This window comes from Corynebacterium sp. CCUG 69979 (assembly GCF_024454095.1).
Lineage (GTDB): Bacteria > Actinomycetota > Actinomycetes > Mycobacteriales > Mycobacteriaceae > Corynebacterium > Corynebacterium genitalium.
In genome coordinates this window covers 48,978-65,380 of the sequence record NZ_JAGPZA010000008.1, presented here as the reverse complement: position 1 = coordinate 65,380, position 16,403 = coordinate 48,978, and the positions used below count along the sequence as shown (strand labels likewise).

Genomic DNA, 16,403 nt, shown 5'->3' with positions numbered 1-16,403 from the left:
GCTAAGTCCTTCGCGCCTAGACCTTCCGGAGGCGGGTGAGCTGCGCCCGCGCCGTCACCGTCATCGTCTCCGGTAGAGCGGCGACGCGCTCGGCGAGAACCTCCGGGGCGAGATGGCGTGCCGAGGGGCTCATGCCCACCTGGGCGGCAATCGATTCGCGGTCGAGCTTCATGGGGAACTCGATCAATTCGTGCGGGTCGTCGCCGACCGGTTCCAGGTAGCCGGCGGCCTGCTCAAGCATTCGCTCGACTTTGCCCTCTTCGACGCCGAGGATGCCCAGCTGCTCACGCAGTTCGTCGAGGTGGCCGGATTGAGGCGTGAGAATGATCGCCTCACCGCCGCCAACAAGCGCTCGGGCGAACTCGGCCGGGTTGCGCGGCGCGAAGATGACCGTGATCACGTCGACGGACTGGTCACGCACCGGCAGCCCCTGCCACACATCCGCGACGATCGCGCCCACTCTCGGGTGCGACTTCGCCAGATGTTTCGCCGCCGGGACCGAAATGTCCACACCGACCCCGCGTGCCCCGTCCACCGCATCGAGCGTGTGGGCCAGGTAGTAACCGGTGCCGGCACCGACTTCGAGGATGGTGGGGGCGGAGGGATCGGAGGAATCGTCGTTAAGCGCAAGGGCGTCGAGGACGCGTTCGGTGACTGTCTCCACGAACGGCGCGAAGTGCCCACGCGACAAGAACGCCTCGCGGGAAACGACCATCGCCGGGCTGTCACCCTCATGCGCGATGCCCGCACCGGACGCGAGCGTGACATACCCTTGGCGTGCTACATCGTAGGAATGCCCGGACTCAGACACCAGACGCGCGAAATCATCTGCGCCGTGCAAAGGTGTGCCGTCGACGGGGTCAGCGAGAACGTCGACAATATCTCGCAGCATGCGGCTTACTCGCCTGCGACGCCGAGCAGCAGGTTGCCCAGCTCAGCCGCCTCTTCGTTGTTCAGCTCCACAACGAGACGGCCGCCACCGTCGGACGGAATGCGCATGACAATCTTGCGGCTTTCCTCCACAACCTCCATGGGACCATTTCCGGTACGTGGCTTCATTGCAGCCATGCAGTGTCACTCCTCGACATGTAGGTGAGAGGATCCTCGCTCAGAACCCTCGGTTAAGGTGTCTACAATCTTACGCTCATTCGGCGCGGCCGGAGCCAGCTCCGGGACCGCCCCAGGGGCTATCCCGCACTTGGCGACGAGCTGCTCCACGAGTGCATCCACCTGATCCTGGCGGTACCCGCGCGGGACGACTTCGAGCGCGATGTCGTCGATGCGGCCGCCCTCGACGGCGGCGCGGTTGGCTTGAATGACGTCGTGCGGCTCATCCATCGGCGGCAGCACTTCGCCGCGGCCAAAGATCGACGCGGACACCCACGCGCCGAACACGGCGATGGCGGCGATGACGAGGATGAGCAGCAACCAAGACAGCATGCTGGGGATATTACCGCACCCACGGCGGGCGCTCGGCGTGCGGCGCGAGCACCCCTGCGCGCGACAGAATGGCCCGCGCGACCGTTTCGGACATCTGCGTCAGCTCCGTCAACGGCCGGTTGCGGTGGGTTTTCAACCCGAGGTCCACTTGGGTGATGGATGCGGGGCCGTGGTGGGTGGTGACGTCGATAAGCAGTCCCGCCTCTACGCCATACCCCGCGGCGAACGGCAGGCGCAGGGCAGTCTCGCGGCGAATCGCGTACTCGCCGGCGAGTGGCTGGTCCAGCTGCGGCACGTCTGGAAAGAATAGGCGCAGCAGGGGTTTCGCGGTCAGTTCTGTGACGCGGCCGCCGTCGTTGGCGCGGCGGTACGCGGCCTTGACCAGGTGGATCGCCGGGTCCTCGAGCGGTGCGGCGAGCGTATCGACCCACCACGGTTCGACGGTGGTGACATCAGCGTCGAGAAACACCACGACATCGCCGCTCGCCGCCTTCACCCCGCGCCACAACGCCTCCCCCTTGCCGGGGCGCACAGGTTGCGGGTCAATGTCGCGCCAGTTCACCACGGTCGCGCCCGCCTCTGCCGCACGCTGCGCCGTGTCATCGCGCGAATCCGAGTCGATGACAAGCACTTCATCAGCGCCCGACGCACGCGCTTGCTTGACGACGCCCCCTACCGTCTCCCCCTCATCCAACGCCGGCACCACGACTGAAACGCGCATCAGCCCAGTCCTCTGACGGTGTCCCGGGGCGGTACAGTCCCTTGGATCGCGGCGGTCATGTAGAGCACGTCCATGGTGTCGGCGACCTCGTGGACGCGGAAAGCCGCGACACCGCGGGCTGCGCACCACGCCGTCGCGGCGAGTGTTCCGGTGACGCGCTCCCCGACGGGCTGGCCGTTCTTGCCCAGTGTCTCCCCAATGAAATCCTTGTTGGACAGAGCCATGAGGACGGGCCAACCGGTGGCGACGATCTCGTCGACACGCCGGAGAATCTCCAAGCCGTGAAAAGTGTTCTTGCCGAAGTCGTGTGTGGGGTCGATGAAGACCTTGTCCTCCGGCACGCCGCAAGAAACTGCGCGCTCGGCCAGCGCGGTGGTTTCGGAGATGATGTCAGCGACCACGTCGTCATAATGCACCCGGTGCGGGCGTGTCCGCGGGGTGGCACCACCCGTGTGAGAGCAGACGTAGCCGACCTTGTGGGCGCCGGCGACCTCGACGAGCTCCGGCTCCCAGCCCGCCCACGTGTCGTTGATGATGGTGGCGCCCGCCGCAATCGCGGCTTCGGCGACCTCCGGGCGCCACGTGTCGGCGGAAATGTCGACGGTGCTTGCGGAGAATTCCTCGCGGACCGCAGCAATCAGCGGAACGATCCGGTCGATCTCCTCCGCCACACTGACGGTGTCGCCGGGTCCGGCCTTGACACCTCCGACGTCGATAATGCTCGCGCCCTCGGCGACTATTCGGCGGGCTCGCTCGACGGCGCTGTCGAAGGCATACGTCGCACCCTTGTCGTAGAAGGAGTCCGGGGTGCGGTTGAGGATGCCCATGATCCGGGCCATCTCACCCATCAGGCTTGGTGCGGCGTGTGAATGTTCCGCGGGTCGGTCATCTCGCGGTGGGACGCGCAAATGTACTCCACGGCTTCTTCGACGGAGTCGGTGACAAGGAAAAGCTCATCATCACCCGGAGAGATCAGGCCGCGGGCGAGCTGCTGACCGCGGATCCAGTCCACCAAGCCGGACCAGAACTCGGTGCCCAACAGGACCATCGGGAAATTGGTCACCTTGCCGGTCTGGATCATGCAGAGGACCTCGAAGACCTCGTCCATCGTGCCGTAGCCGCCGGGAAGCGAGATGAAGCCCTGGGAGTACTTCAAGAACATCGTCTTGCGGGCGAAGAAGTAACGGAAGTTCAGACCCAGGTCGACCCAGTCGTTGAGCCCCTGCTCGAACGGCAGCTCAATACCCAGCCCGACGGACATGCCCTGTGCCTCGTGCGCGCCACGGTTCGGGCCTTCCATCAGGCCGGGGCCGCCGCCGGTGATGACGGCGTACCCAGCGTCAACAAGGGCCTTGCCCAGCTGGCGGGCCTGCTCGTACTCCGGGGTGCCCTCGCCCAGGCGTGCCGAGCCGAAGACAGTCACGGCCCAGCCCAGATCCTGCAGTGCATCAAAACCGGAGACGAACTCGCTGGTGATGCGCATGACGCGCCACGGATCGGCGTGTTTCCAATCGTGATCGGCGCGGCCCATCTCGAGCAGGCGCTGGTCATAGGTCGAGCTCCCGTCCTTATCTCTATTGCGCTTGAGAATCGGGCCGGACAGCGTGCGGTTTCTGTCCGGGCGGGGTGTGATCTGTGGGGCCACGGGGTAAACTTGCCTTTGCGTAGGGTGCGGGGGTGCTGAACTTATAAGGTGGCCGGCATCTGCCAGCTCTTACCTACTCTGCGGAGCGAGGAACTCGCGCAGAGAGTCGGCGACGGTGCGGATCTGGTCCACCGGGCACTGCTCATCAATCTTGTGGGCAAAGCCGGGGTCGCCGGGGCCGAAGTTCACGGCCGGAACCCCCAGACTAGAGAACCGCGACACATCCGTCCATCCGAACTTGGCACGGAAGTTCCCGCCGACGGCGCGCAGCAGACCCTTCGCGACGGGGTCGTCGAGACCCGGCAGGGCACCGCCGACCGCATCGTCGTAGGTGAGTTCAAGGCTCTCGTCAATGTCTAGGACGGACTCAAGGTGCGCTTTGGCGTCCTCCAACGAGCGGTCCGGAGCGAAGCGGAAGTTCACCGTCAGCCGCGCCTCATCTGGGATGGTGTTGGTGGCCACTCCCCCGCTTATCCCCACGACGTTGAGGCCCTCGCGGTATTCGCACCCGGCGATGGTGACCGTGCGCGGCTCGTAGGCCGCCACGCGGCCGAGCACCCCGGCCAGGTCGTGAATAGCGTTGTGTCCCAGCCACGCGCGTGCCGAGTGGGCGCGCGTGCCGCGGGCGTCGACGAACACGCGGATCGTGCCCTGGCATCCGGCCTCGATAATCGCTCCTGACGGCTCGCCGAGCAGCGTCAAGTCGCCGTCGAGCAGCTCCGGGCAATCCCGCTCCAAGTGTGCCAGGCCGTTGTATTGGGCGGCGACCTCCTCGGCTTCGTAACAGATCAGGGTCAGGTCGGTGGTGAGGGAAGAAGCGTCGTAAAGCGTGGCGAACGCGTGCAAATAGCAGGCCAGGCCCGATTTCATGTCCACCGAGCCGCAGCCGAACAGCGTATCGCCCTCAACGCGGTGCGGGACGTTGTCGGCGATCGGCACCGTATCGATGTGCCCTGCCAGCACCACCCGTTGCCCCAACCCGCGGTGCGTGCGCGCGATGAGCGTGTGGCCGCGCCGGGTCACCTCCACGCCGTCCAACGCGCGCAGGGCCTCCTCGATCGCATCGGCGATCTGCTCTTCCTCATGCGACGGCGACGGGATGTCCATCAGCGCTTTCGTCAGCTCAACAGGGTCCTGAAATAGATCTAACGTCACGTGGGCGATCTTAGCGCGCGGCCGCTGAGTCCCTTTCGTACGATGTGACGCATGGGTCAATCCGCACGCGCAGTAGGAATCGCCAACATCGCCGCCGACGGTACCGTGCTGGACAGCTGGTACCCCTCCGTGTCGCTTATCGACGACCCCGCCGACATCCTCGCCCCCTCCACCCGCCGCGTCAGCGCCAACGACCTTTCGCAGCGCCTGCTCAACCTCGTCGGAATGGACAGGGACCGCCGCGTCGAAGTGGTGCCCGTGCTCACCGAAATCGCCGACCTGGACGCTCCCGCCATCGACGCTCATGATGTCTACCTGCGCCTGCATCTGCTCTCCCACCGCAAAGTGCGGCCGCTGGAGATCAACATGACCGACTGCCTCGAGCACCTCGTGCCCGTGGCCTGGACGAACAAAGGCCCCTGCCTGCCCGACGACTTCGAGTACGTGCGCACCAACTTGCGCGCCCGCGGCACCATTCACGTCTACGGCATTGAGCGGCTGCCCCGCATGGTCGACTACGTCGTGCCCACCGGTGTGACCATCGCCGAGGCCGAGCGCGTCCGCCTTGGTGCCTACCTCGCCGAAGGCACCAGTGTGAACCGCGAAGGCTACGTCTCCTACAACTCCGGAACACTCGGCGCTGCCCGGATCGAAGGGCGACTGTCATCGGCGTGCGTCGTCGGCGGCGGCTCCGACCTGGGCCTGTCGTCGCTCGTCATGGCCGGCCGCTCCGGCGGATCCAACCGCACCCCGCTCCACATCGGTGCGGACTGCATCATCCACCCCTCCGCCGGCATCATTGACCTCGACCTGGGTGACCGCTGCGAAATCGGCGCCGGCGTCATGCTCGAACCGGGCACTATTCTCCATGACTCCCGCATCGGCACCGGCTTCGAATCCTACGTTCCCGCCCGCACCATCAACGGCCAGTCCGACATCACCATCACCAACGAAGCGCACAGCGCCACACCGGTGATCCGCGAGCAGCGCGCGCAGTAACGCGAAGTCCTCCCCTGATTTCTTGGTCAGCCCCCGCTATTCCTAGACTTGACATTTATGTCAACATCCCTGAACGCCGGGCTGAAAACCCGTCACCTGACCATGATGGGACTCGGCTCAGCTATCGGTGCCGGCCTGTTCCTGGGCACCGGGGTGGGTATTCAAGCCGCCGGCCCCGCTGTGCTCATCGCCTACATCATTGCTGGCGCCATCACCGTGTGCGTGATGCAGATGCTCGCCGAGATGGTCGCCGCGCGCCCGTCGTCGGGCACCTTCTCCACCTATGCCGAGGAAGCGTTCGGGCCCTGGGCCGGCTTCCTTATCGGCTGGCTGTACTGGTTCATGATGATCATGATCATGGCCGTGGAGATCACCGGTGCCTCCGCTATCATCGCCGCCTGGTTCAGCATCTCGCCGTGGATTCCGGCGCTTGTGGCGATTGTCGTGTTCACGTTGATCAACTTCGCGGCCGTGCGCAATTTCGGCGAGTTCGAGTTCTGGTTCGCGCTGATCAAAGTCGTAGTCATCGTGGCGTTCCTGATTCTCGGCGTCGCGCTGTGGCTGGGACTGCTGCCGGGCACGTCGTTTGTCGGCCTGTCCAATGTCAGCGACGTCGGCTTCATGCCCAACGGCTGGGGCGGCGTGGCTACCGCGCTGCTCGCCGTCGCGTTCGCCTTCGGCGGCATTGAGCTGGTCACCATCGCTGCCGCCGAATCCGAAGACCCCGAGGTCGCCGTCCACTCCGCGATCCGCACCATCATCTGGCGCATCTCCGTCTTCTACATCGGCTCCGTGCTGCTCATCGTGCTGTTGCTGCCGTTCAACCAGATCGGCGGCGCGTCCGACGCTTCCGAATCGCCCTTCACCGCCGTGCTGCGCCTGGCCAACATCCCCGGCGCCGTGGGCATTATGGAGGCGGTCATCGTCGTCGCGCTGCTGTCCGCGTGCAACACGCAGATCTACGGTTCCTCGCGCTTCCTGCACAACCTCTCTGTGCGCGGCGATGCCCCCCGCGCCTTTTCGCTTACCGACGCCCGCGGCGTCCCCCTGCGCGCGGTTATCGTCTCCGTCATCTTCGGATTCGTCGCCGTCGCCCTCCAATACTGGAACCCGCCGGGGCTGCTCGCCTTCCTGCTCAACGCCGTCGGCGGCTGCTTGATCGTGATCTGGTTCGCCATCGCGTTCTCGTTCCTGCGCCTCCACCCGCGCCTGGAGGCCTCCGGCCAGCTGACCGATGTCCGCATGTGGGCCCCGTCTGTCTTGCCGTGGGCAACCATTGCGCTGGCTGCTGGGATTGTTGTCCTCATGCTTACCGACGACGGCGGCCGCTTCCAGGTCATATCCGTCGCCGTCGTTGTCACCGTGATCACCGTCGCCGGGCTGATCTGGACCAACACCGGCGCGTTCAAGCGCCGCCGCGCCGAAAACACAACCAAGACCACCGAAGGACCCCGCCGATGACTACTGCCGCTAACACCTCCGGACCTGACTCCGGTGCCAACCACGGCGCCACCGCAACCCCCACCGCGTTGACCAACGACGCGAATTCTGAACTCGGCAGCGGCCTGAAGTCGCGCCACCTCACGCTCATGGGCCTGGGCACGGCCGTCGGTGCGGGCCTGTTCCTCGGCGTCGGCGTGGGCATCCGCGCGGCGGGACCGGCGATTTTGCTGGCTTACGTTATAGCCGGTGTCATCGTGATTTCCGTGATGCGCATGTTGGGTGAGATGGCGGCGGCGCGCCCGTCGTCAGGTTCTTTCGCGACGTACGGACGCCAAGCGTACGGCCACTGGGCGGGCTTCCTCCTCGGCTGGATCTACTGGTTCCTGCTCATCATGGCGTGCGGTGTGGAGATCACCGGCGCATCCGCCATCATGGCGGGCTGGTTCGGGGTACCGCAGTGGATTCCGGCGCTCGTCGTCGTGGGCATTCTCACCGCCGTCAACCTCGCGCAGGTCAAGGGATTCGGCGAGTTCGAATACTGGTTCGCCATGATCAAGGTCGCCGTCATCTTGCTCTTCCTGGTGATTGGTGCCGCCCTGTGGCTCGGCCTGTTGCCCGCCAACGGCTTCGTCGGGTTCTCCAACGTGACCGAATCCGGTTTCGCCCCCAACGGCATCGCCGGTATCGCCGCCGGCCTGCTCGCCGTCGCCTTCGCGTTCGGAGGCATCGAGGTGGTCACGATCGCCGCCGCCGAATCCGAGGACCCCGCCCGCAACGTGCGCAACGCCGTCAACTCCATCATCTGGCGTATCGCGCTATTTTACATCGGCTCGGTCATCGTGATCATCCTGCTGCTCCCCTACGCGCAGATCGACGGCGCGGACACCGCCGCAGAATCCCCCTTCACTCAGGTGCTGGACATGGCCAACATCCCGGCCGCGGCCGGCTTCATGGAGGCCGTCATCGTCTTGGCGCTGCTCTCGGCCTTCAACGCGCAGGTCTACGGCACCTCCCGCCTGGCCTACCAGCAGGCGCTCGAAGGTGACGCTCCGCGCTGGATGGCACGCACCAACGCCCACGGCGTGCCGATCAACTCGGTGCTCGTCTCCGTCTTCTTCGCCTTCGTGGCTGTCGGTCTGCAGTGGTGGAACCCGCCGGGCATGATCGACTTCATCATGAACGCCACCGGTGGCTGCCTCATCGTGGTGTGGATCATGATCACGCTGAGCTACATCAAGCTCAAGCCGGGCATCGCCGACTCCGCCGTCCAGGTCCGCGGCGCATCCTGGGTCCCGTGGGTCACGCTCGCCGCGCTCCTCGGCCTCGTCGTCCTGATGCTTTTCGACGCCTCCGCCCGCCCCCAAGTCATCTCCGTCACCATCCTCTCCCTCGTGCTGGTGGGCTTGTCTCTTCTCACCCCCGGTAGAAGCGTCAAAAACAACGGTGAAACCGCACCGGACGGGAACAAAACCTCTGCCTAATAGCGTTTCACGCGTGCCAAAGCTGAGATATCGCCCCCGATTCTCTAAGCTGGCTCACGGAAACAACGCGACGAGTCCCCCGTAGACACGTCGCATCACTGAGCAGAAAGAGCTGATACAGAGATGACCACCGCAATTGCTAAGGGCCTGGCCACCGTCACCCACGACGGAACCGTTCTGGATGTCTGGTACCCGGCCCCGAAGATTGGGGAGTCCGTCACCGAAGCCGGCACCACGCGCCTCGAAGAGACCCCGCAGCAGTTCGAAGACCTGGCCGGGCCGGATGAGGATCGTGGGGTGGCGCGTGTGGCAGTGGAGACGCGGATTGCGTCGATAAGCGATGCCCCCGCAGATGCGTACGACGCGTACCTGCGCCTCCACCTGCTGTCCCACCGCCTAGTCAAGCCGCACGAGGCGAACCTCGACGGGCTGTTTGGTCTGCTGGCCAACGTCGTGTGGACCAACTACGGTCCTTGCGAGGTGTCTGACTTCCAGGTCGTACGCGGTCGCCTGGCAGCCAGGGGCCCGGTCGTTGTCTACTCGGTAGACAAGTTCCCCCGCATGGTCGATTACGTTGTGCCGTCCGGCGTGCGCATCGGCGACGCCGACCGCATCCGCCTCGGTGCCCACCTGGCCGAAGGCACGACCGTCATGCACGAAGGCTTCGTGAACTTCAACGCCGGCACCCTCGGCGCCTCCATGGTCGAGGGCCGCATTTCCGCTGGCGTGGTCGTCGGCGACGGCACCGACATCGGCGGCGGCGCCTCCATCATGGGCACCCTGTCCGGCGGCGGCAAGGAAACCATCAAGATCGGCGAAGGCTGCCTGCTCGGCGCCAACGCCGGCATCGGCATCTCGCTCGGCGACAACTGCACCGTTGAGGCCGGCCTGTACGTCACCGCCGGCACCAAGGTCGTCATCACCGATAACATCGCCGCCGACCTGGGCCGCTCCGCCGGCGACGAAGTCAAGGCCGTCGAGCTGTCCGGCCACAACAACATCCTGTTCCGCCGCAACTCCCTGACCGGCGCCGTCGAGGCTTCCCGCGCACACGCCGTCGAGCTCAACGAAGAGCTGCACAAGAACTAACCCCTGTTGCACACTGCAGTGTGCACGCTCTTGCCCCGCCTTGTGCGGGGCTTTTAGCGTGTGAGGCATGGAAACTTTCGATGACCTTGTCAGCGCGTTCAGCGCCCCAAGGTTGGGGGCGTTGAAAGATTTCAACAAACAGCAAGCACTCAGCGCCGGCGTGGAGCCGTCGGTGGTGAACAACTGGAAACTTGTCCATGATGCCTACTTCGGCGATGGCTTATCTGCAGCCAAGCGCGAGAAAGCCTCGAAGAAAGCGATGCGCTTGGGCCTCTCCGTGGGCATGCTCGCAAAAATCGAGCGCTCCATCGCGCACATCAAGCATGCGACACGCCGCCACACCATGCGCCTGAAGCTTCTCGACGCCGCCAGCCGCACCACCCGCACCTTCAAAGCCTTGGGAGCACTGATCAAGAAGATCGTCCCGCCGAAAAACCCACCCGCGCGCCAGGAGCGCGCCACCATCAGTGAAGGCGACGACGACATGGCCACCCTGACCCTGACGACCGGTAAACGCTTCCTCGCCGACCTCAAGCACGTTCTTACGGCCGGCATGGGTGCCGACGTTTCTCCAGGGGCGCACATGGCGCGCAAGCTCATTGCCTTATTGCGTGGCGACGGCAGCGTCCCCGAAGCCTCACCCCGCCCCATGCTCCTTGTTCCCCTGCCGGAATGGACGCGTATTGTCCGCGGCGACGGCGACGATGTGATCCTTGGCTTGACCGACGGCACCACCATGACCGGCAAGGAATTCATAGACCGGTTCATCGCCACCGGCGACAACGAGCTGGAAGCCGCAGTGTTCCACCCCACCGAAGGCGCCGTGAATCTGTACCGCACTGAGCGTCTGGCCAACGCCGAGCAACGCGACCTGGCCAAGACAGTCCAGCCGATGTGCGCTCACCCGGACTGCCACCATGCTGCCGACTTCTGCCAAGTCCATCACGCGGAAGCATGGGCGCGCGGCGGGGAGACTAGCATCGCCAACCTGGTTCCGCTGTGCCGCTACCACAACCGTATTAACCACGACACCCCGGACGTGCGCCGCTCCCGAGGCCACATTGCAATCCGCGCCGGCCGGCCAGTATGGGTCTCCCCGTACGGCACCGTGCGCACCAACCAGCGGCATAGGTTCGGCGCCATGGACGCTCTTTTCGGTCCTGCAGTTGCCGCCGCTTAGACTGCGGGAACTCGAAGGGCGGCGAGCTCGAGGGGCGGCGAAGCCGGTCTAGACGACAGCGAGGGGGCTTTTCGGTTTCCCGAACGTCCAGAGCTTGTTGATGACGAAGTTGACCGGCATCGCCACCAGGGTCGAAATCGCGGCGGACCAGTAGAATTTGGTGCGGAAGCCGGTGGAGTTGTCGAAGATGTCGTCGGAAAGCGCGATGGGCGATGTCGGATTCATCAGCAACGTCGCCACGGTCTGACTTACGAGGAATGCGACAATGCCCGTGGTCATGAACGGGAAATAGCCGCGCAACCACGACTTCTTCGGCACATTGCGGAACGTCCACGACCGGTTGAGCTGGTAGTTCCACGTGTTTGCCACCACAAACGCAATGGTCATGATGACGTGGTACCAGCGGACGTTCCACCGCGTGCCGAACAAGTTCATGAAGACTTCGTTCTCGTGGATATCCCACCCGAGCTCGAGCGCCTTCTTGACTACATAAACCACCGCAAGGTTGACGAAGACCCCTGACCCGCCGACAATCCCGAATTTGATGAATTCTCGTGCGCCGTTAGCGAAGCGGACAGCGGTACTCCCGCCGCCCTCAGCTGGCCGTGGTTCGGCCGGTGTCACAGTGTCCGTCAATGAGCGTCCTTAGTCCTCAGTGGCGCCCGAATCGACGCGCAACTTCCCGGCAACATTACTCTGGTAACGCGCGAACTCTGGGATTGTCGTGGCGTTATCTTGCTCACGAACCGGTCGAACCGCCCGTGGACGCGGCTGCGACGAACCAGAAGCGCTACTGCGCTAGGCGGGCGACTGCGGCATCGATGCGCTCGTCCGTCGCGGTCAGCGCAATGCGGACGTGCTGAGCGCCGGCAGGGCCGTAGAAATCGCCCGGTGCGGCGAGGATGCCGCGCTCGGCGAGCCAGTCGAGCGCCTCGCGGGAGTTCATGCCTTCGCGGCGCACCCAGAGGTAGAGGCCAGCGTCGGATGCATCGACCGTGAACCCAGCGCCGGGCAAAGCCTTCAGCAACTCGACGCGGCGGGTGGCGTACACCGACCGTTGCAGCTCCTCATGGAGGTCGCTACTCAGTGCTGCGGTCATTGCGTGCTGGATCGGGCCAGGCACGATCAGGCCGGCGTGTTTGCGCACCTCCAGCAGTTCTTGGACCAGGTTCTCGTCGCCGGAGATCATGCCGGTGCGGTAGGAGGCGAGGTTCGAGGTCTTCGACAGCGAGTGCAGCGCGAGCAGCCCGGTGTTGTCCCCGTCAGTCACGGACGGGTGCAGGATGGACACTGGGTCGGTGGTCCAGCCGAGGTAGAGGTAGCACTCGTCGGAGGCCACGATCGCGCCGGTGTCGCGGGCAAACTCAACCCACGCTCGCAGCTGCTCCACCGATGCCAGGGCGCCGGTCGGGTTCGAGGGCGAGTTGATGAACACCAGGGCGGCGTCGCGGGGGGCGTCGGCGGGATCGTCGCAACGCACGATGTTGCACCCTGCGATGAGTGCCCCGACTTCGTAGGTGGGGTACGCCACTTCTGGGATGACCACGGTCTCGCCGCGCAGCCCGAGCAGCGTCGGCAGCCACGCGACGGCCTCTTTCAGGCCGATCGTCGGCAGAACCGATTTCTCGTTCAGCCCCGCGATGCCGAAGCGGCGCTCCAGAGCCGACACGATCGCCTCGCGCAGCTCCGGGGTGCCCATGGTCTGCGGGTATCCGGGCGCGGCAGCATTCTCTGCGAGGGCGAGCTGGATCGTCGGGGGCACCGGATCCACGGGCCCGCCCACGGACAGGTCAATCAAACCGTCCGGGTGGGAGGCCGCCTTCTTCTTGACGTCGAGGATCGTGTCCCACGGGAAGTCAGGCAGGGTCGAGGAGAGCGGGCTGCGCGGCATTTAGGACTCCCGCATCGGCGGCAGCGCGGCCACGAATGGGTGGTCGAAGTCGTACTTGCCGGCGGCAGCCGCTCCGCCCGGGGAGCCGAGCTCGTCGAAAAATGCGACGTTGACGTCGTAGTAGTGGTTCCACTCCTCGGGCAGGTCGTCTTCGTAGAAGATGGCTTCGACCGGGCAGGCGGGCTCGCAGGCGCCGCAGTCCACACACTCGTCGGGGTGGATGTAGAGCATGCGTTTGCCCTCGTAGATGCAGTCGACGGGGCATTCTTCGACGCATGAGCGGTCGAGCAGATCAACGCACGGTTCGGCGATGATGTAGGTCATTGTTGCTCCTCTGGGTTTTCCTGTTGCCCGTCAAGTATGTCACTTGCGCCGTAGGAGGGGCCAAACCCCTCCGAGGCAACCGGCGATTAACAGCGCGAGTGCGCGAATGGAATTGTTGTTCAGGATATCGCTGGTGACGTCGACGCCGAAATAGAGCATTGCAAAGCAGGCGGCCCACACGAGGGTCGGCACGAGCACGCGCACGCTTTTCGACGTCCACAACCGCCCCGTCCGCGTGACCACCCCCTGAAAGAGGAACGCGGTAGCGATAGAAGGGATCCCCCACGCGGCGTTGATGGAGGTGACTTGCAGCAGCACGGCGAACATCGCGCCGATGCTGAGCCACGCGATGGCCCAGCGCGCTTCGGAGGGGCTGAAGTCAGTGCGGACCTGCGGCTCCCGGCGCATGGGTGGCTCGGGCGTCACGGCGCGATGCCACTGAGCAGGTCAGCGCCGTGGTCCAGCGGCTGCCCGGCCCCGAGCTGGTAGTGCTCGCGGCGAATGACGGGCTGAGCAATGAGATTGGACAGCGCGTAGGTGGTCACGTCGGCGGAGGGGGCGCGGCCGAAGGCGGCGTGGGGGTTGGTGGTGGAGGTGGAGCCGTCGGCAATCCAGATCTGGGTGGCGTGGGCGCGCATGGCGTCGATCTTGGCGGCGTAGACGGTGTCGTTCATCTCTACCCAGGTGTCGCTGGTGTCGACGGCATCGAGCTCGCCCGGCGCAGGACGGGTCCAGCCTGCGGGGACAACCTCGGCGGTTTCAGCTTCAAGCTCGCTGCGCAGGCGCGTGGCCCAGAGAATGCGCGGCACTCCCCCGATCTGGTCGGCGGCGGCGTGCGTGATCTCGTGGGCGCGGATGTGGTCGGGGTGGCCGTAACCGCCGTTGGGGTCGTATGTGAGCACGAGGTGGGGCCGTTCCCGTTCGAAGATGGCGGCAAGGTCGTCAACCGCGCGCTGCCCCGAGTTCACGAACGCCCTTGCGTTGCGTGACGCGGGCGCCCCCGCCATCCCCGAATCCCTGTACTGCCCCGCCCCACCGAGGAACTCGCTGCGCACGCCGAGGATGTCCAACGCGCGGGCCAGCTCGTGGATGCGGAAGCCGCCCAACTGGTTGGCGCCCCGGCCCTGGTCGTCGACGAGGCCCTGGTAGGTCTCGCCGATGACTTCGCCTTCCTCGCCGAGCGTGCAGGTCACAACGAGGACGTCGGCCCCGCGGCGAGACAGGTCAGCGAGGGCGCCGCCGGTGGAGATGGATTCATCGTCCGGGTGGGCGTGGACGGCGACGACGCGGTACCCAGTGAGGTCTCTACGATCAGCGTGCGCGTTGGGGCGGGGGTTACTCGGGTTCTGTGGTGCGTTGCTCATTGGCAGTTGTGTCCTCTTTCCATGTGTCGGCCCCGGCAAGGCCACGGTCCCATTCTTCCAAGTTCGGCGACGGGCCAATGATGCCTTGCCCCAGGACGATGATCCGGCGCTCGCGCAGTACCGGCACCCACACGGCTTCGATTGCGGTAGCGGCGGTGACCTGTTCGCGGGCTTGTTGGCTGGAGATGTCGCCGGCGAGAATTGCCTCGGCTAGTCGGTCCGTGTCCGGGGTGCATAATCCGCTCAGGTTGCCGGAGGCGTAGCGGTCAGCGCCCGCACCGCCTGCGTCGTTGCCGTTGGCCCCATCGCCGCCACTGTCCTGGGCGCCGCTGTCCCCGGCTTCCGTTGCGGCGGTGTAGGGGCATTGGACCTTGCTGGCCCACGCAGTCGAGCTGTTGGTGAACGACCAGCTCATCACCGCATCGATCTCACCGGCAGGCAGTCGCTCCGCAATATCGGTCATGTCGGCGGCGACGGTCTCCGCGGAGATCCCTTCGCCGTTGAGGATGTCCACGAGCGCTCTGGTGGCCGGCATCGACTCGTCATCGCGCGGGTCGGCGGCGATGCGCAACGGCCTGTGCTTATCGACGGCCGCGCGCAACTCTCCCGCTTCTCGACCCAACGCCGGAGTCGCTTCGGCGGCATCGACGTCGCGGGAGCGGGAGGAGGCGATGCGGGCGATGAGGGGGACGTCGATAAGCGAGCGCAGCTCCTCGCGTGCCGCAAGGTCATTGAGAATGGGCGAATCGACGCTCATGACCAGGCCTAATTCTCGTGGTCCGCGCTCCGTGCGGACTTGGGTTCCGGGGATGAGGGAGTACGCGTCGGCCGATGTCTCCCCCGGCACGTGATCGACGAAGGCGAGCTGGCCGGCGCGCAAACGGTCGGCGACCTGCTCGGTGGAGCGCACCGAATTCAGCGTCAGAATGTCAATGCTCGCCGGGCTTTGCCCCCAGAACCTGTCATTGCGGTTCAGCGTGATGATGCCGCTGCCGCGGTCGACTTGGTCGACCATGTAGCGGCCGGCCGAAGCTGGGATCGAGTCTGCGAGCGCCGCTGCGAAATCGGCTGCGGTCGAATCGAGCAGGTGTGACGGCAGCAGGTTGCGGAACATTCCCTGCCAATCGCCGACCGGCTCGTCAAAAACGACGTCGACGATCTTGCCGCCTCCGCCCGAGACCCGCACGTCGCTCACGGCACGGTACGGGGCCGGGTCGACCGTGCCCGGCGTGGAGGTCATGCCACGCCACAGGTAGGCGAAGTCGGCGCCGGTGATGGGACTGCCGTCGGACCATTGGGCGGCCGGGCTGATTTCGTAGCGCACGGTCATTGCCGCGTCCTCGTCACCCTCGCCGGCGGGCAGCTCGCTGGTGCTGACGAGCAGATCAGTGTTCATCTTCCCGTCCACGAACGCGCTGGGCAGGGTGAGCTCGGCAATATCCTGCACCGTCGAATTCTCATCGGCGATGAGGTGCGGGTTGAGACCGTTGCGCAGCGGCTGCACCCCGACCTGGACTTGCGACCGCGTCGGGCCGGGCTGGACGGTCGTCGTCGCTGTCTCCGTGGTCACCGTCTCTTCGACGATCGGGGGCGGGCCCGGGTTGGCTGCGCACGAGGAGAGCAGGCTTATCGACGCGAGCGTGACCGTCGTCAAGCGAACTGCTTTCATGC

General features: G+C 65.5%; 18 protein-coding genes. 5 read left to right on the top strand and 13 right to left on the bottom strand.

Annotated features, from left to right (window positions below; translation table 11 throughout):
* Positions 1-16 precede the first annotated feature (16 nt).
* The 7 genes from KBX18_RS06320 to dapE all read right to left on the bottom strand — a co-directional run bounded on the left by KBX18_RS06320 (position 17) and on the right by dapE (position 4,961).
* The gene (locus KBX18_RS06320) at positions 17-892 is read right to left on the bottom strand and encodes a methyltransferase domain-containing protein (protein ID WP_255995270.1); all 876 of its coding nucleotides are present in this window, start codon (positions 890-892) and stop codon (positions 17-19) included.
* Between the two features lie 5 nt (positions 893-897).
* Positions 898-1,068: a DUF3117 domain-containing protein gene (locus KBX18_RS06315; protein ID WP_083770323.1), complete on the bottom strand. Its 171-nt coding sequence runs from the start codon at positions 1,066-1,068 to the stop codon at positions 898-900.
* Between the two features lie 6 nt (positions 1,069-1,074).
* Positions 1,075-1,440, bottom strand: a complete 366-nt coding sequence (locus KBX18_RS06310; RefSeq protein WP_255995269.1) for a cell division protein DivIVA — start codon at positions 1,438-1,440, stop codon at positions 1,075-1,077.
* A 10-nt stretch (positions 1,441-1,450) separates the two neighbouring features.
* The gene (locus KBX18_RS06305) at positions 1,451-2,161 is read right to left on the bottom strand and encodes a glucosyl-3-phosphoglycerate synthase (RefSeq protein ID WP_255995268.1); all 711 of its coding nucleotides are present in this window, start codon (positions 2,159-2,161) and stop codon (positions 1,451-1,453) included.
* Entirely contained in the window at positions 2,161-3,000 is an 840-nt protein-coding gene (gene folP, locus KBX18_RS06300) for a dihydropteroate synthase (RefSeq protein ID WP_255995267.1), read from the bottom strand. Before folP ends, KBX18_RS06305 begins: the two co-directional genes overlap by 1 nt.
* A gap of 8 nt (positions 3,001-3,008) precedes the next feature.
* A complete protein-coding gene (locus KBX18_RS06295) occupies positions 3,009-3,806 on the bottom strand; it encodes a TIGR00730 family Rossman fold protein (protein WP_255995265.1) in 798 nt (265 codons plus the stop codon).
* Between the two features lie 69 nt (positions 3,807-3,875).
* Positions 3,876-4,961, bottom strand: a complete 1,086-nt coding sequence (gene dapE, locus KBX18_RS06290; protein ID WP_255995264.1) for a succinyl-diaminopimelate desuccinylase — start codon at positions 4,959-4,961, stop codon at positions 3,876-3,878.
* 51 nt (positions 4,962-5,012) lie between these two features.
* Between dapE and KBX18_RS06285 the strand changes: the two genes are divergently transcribed.
* The 5 genes from KBX18_RS06285 (at position 5,013) to KBX18_RS06265 (ending at position 11,153) form a co-directional block, all read left to right on the top strand.
* The gene (locus KBX18_RS06285; protein WP_255995263.1) at positions 5,013-5,960 is read left to right on the top strand and encodes a succinyltransferase; all 948 of its coding nucleotides are present in this window, start codon (positions 5,013-5,015) and stop codon (positions 5,958-5,960) included.
* Positions 5,961-6,017: 57 nt separating this feature from the next.
* Positions 6,018-7,421, top strand: a complete 1,404-nt coding sequence (locus KBX18_RS06280) for an amino acid permease (RefSeq protein ID WP_255995262.1) — start codon at positions 6,018-6,020, stop codon at positions 7,419-7,421.
* Positions 7,418-8,884, top strand: coding sequence for an amino acid permease (locus KBX18_RS06275; RefSeq protein WP_305082978.1), 1,467 nt, complete (start codon positions 7,418-7,420; stop codon positions 8,882-8,884). Before KBX18_RS06280 ends, KBX18_RS06275 begins: the two co-directional genes overlap by 4 nt.
* Positions 8,885-9,007: 123 nt before the next feature.
* On the top strand, positions 9,008-9,973 hold the full coding sequence (gene dapD, locus KBX18_RS06270; protein WP_005290811.1) for a 2,3,4,5-tetrahydropyridine-2,6-dicarboxylate N-succinyltransferase: 966 nt from the start codon (positions 9,008-9,010) through the stop codon (positions 9,971-9,973).
* A 67-nt stretch (positions 9,974-10,040) separates the two neighbouring features.
* Positions 10,041-11,153: an HNH endonuclease signature motif containing protein gene (locus KBX18_RS06265; RefSeq protein ID WP_255995261.1), complete on the top strand. Its 1,113-nt coding sequence runs from the start codon at positions 10,041-10,043 to the stop codon at positions 11,151-11,153.
* A gap of 48 nt (positions 11,154-11,201) precedes the next feature.
* Here the strand turns inward: KBX18_RS06265 and KBX18_RS06260 are convergent, their stop codons facing one another.
* From KBX18_RS06260 to KBX18_RS06235, 6 genes are all read right to left on the bottom strand, one after another.
* The gene (locus KBX18_RS06260) at positions 11,202-11,777 is read right to left on the bottom strand and encodes a GtrA family protein (RefSeq protein ID WP_156774926.1); all 576 of its coding nucleotides are present in this window, start codon (positions 11,775-11,777) and stop codon (positions 11,202-11,204) included.
* Between the two features lie 166 nt (positions 11,778-11,943).
* The gene (dapC, locus tag KBX18_RS06255; RefSeq protein ID WP_005290818.1) at positions 11,944-13,044 is read right to left on the bottom strand and encodes a succinyldiaminopimelate transaminase; all 1,101 of its coding nucleotides are present in this window, start codon (positions 13,042-13,044) and stop codon (positions 11,944-11,946) included.
* Positions 13,045-13,368, bottom strand: coding sequence for a ferredoxin (fdxA, locus tag KBX18_RS06250; RefSeq protein ID WP_255995260.1), 324 nt, complete (start codon positions 13,366-13,368; stop codon positions 13,045-13,047).
* Positions 13,369-13,407: 39 nt separating this feature from the next.
* Positions 13,408-13,794 (bottom strand): hypothetical protein, encoded by a 387-nt coding sequence (locus KBX18_RS06245; RefSeq protein ID WP_255995259.1) that lies wholly within the window; start codon positions 13,792-13,794, stop codon positions 13,408-13,410.
* Entirely contained in the window at positions 13,791-14,732 is a 942-nt protein-coding gene (gene mshB, locus KBX18_RS06240; RefSeq protein ID WP_255995258.1) for an N-acetyl-1-D-myo-inositol-2-amino-2-deoxy-alpha-D-glucopyranoside deacetylase, read from the bottom strand. The genes KBX18_RS06245 and mshB overlap by 4 nt, the downstream gene beginning before the upstream one ends.
* Positions 14,704-16,401, bottom strand: a complete 1,698-nt coding sequence (locus KBX18_RS06235; protein ID WP_005290831.1) for an ABC transporter family substrate-binding protein — start codon at positions 16,399-16,401, stop codon at positions 14,704-14,706. Before KBX18_RS06235 ends, mshB begins: the two co-directional genes overlap by 29 nt.
* Positions 16,402-16,403 lie beyond the last annotated feature (2 nt).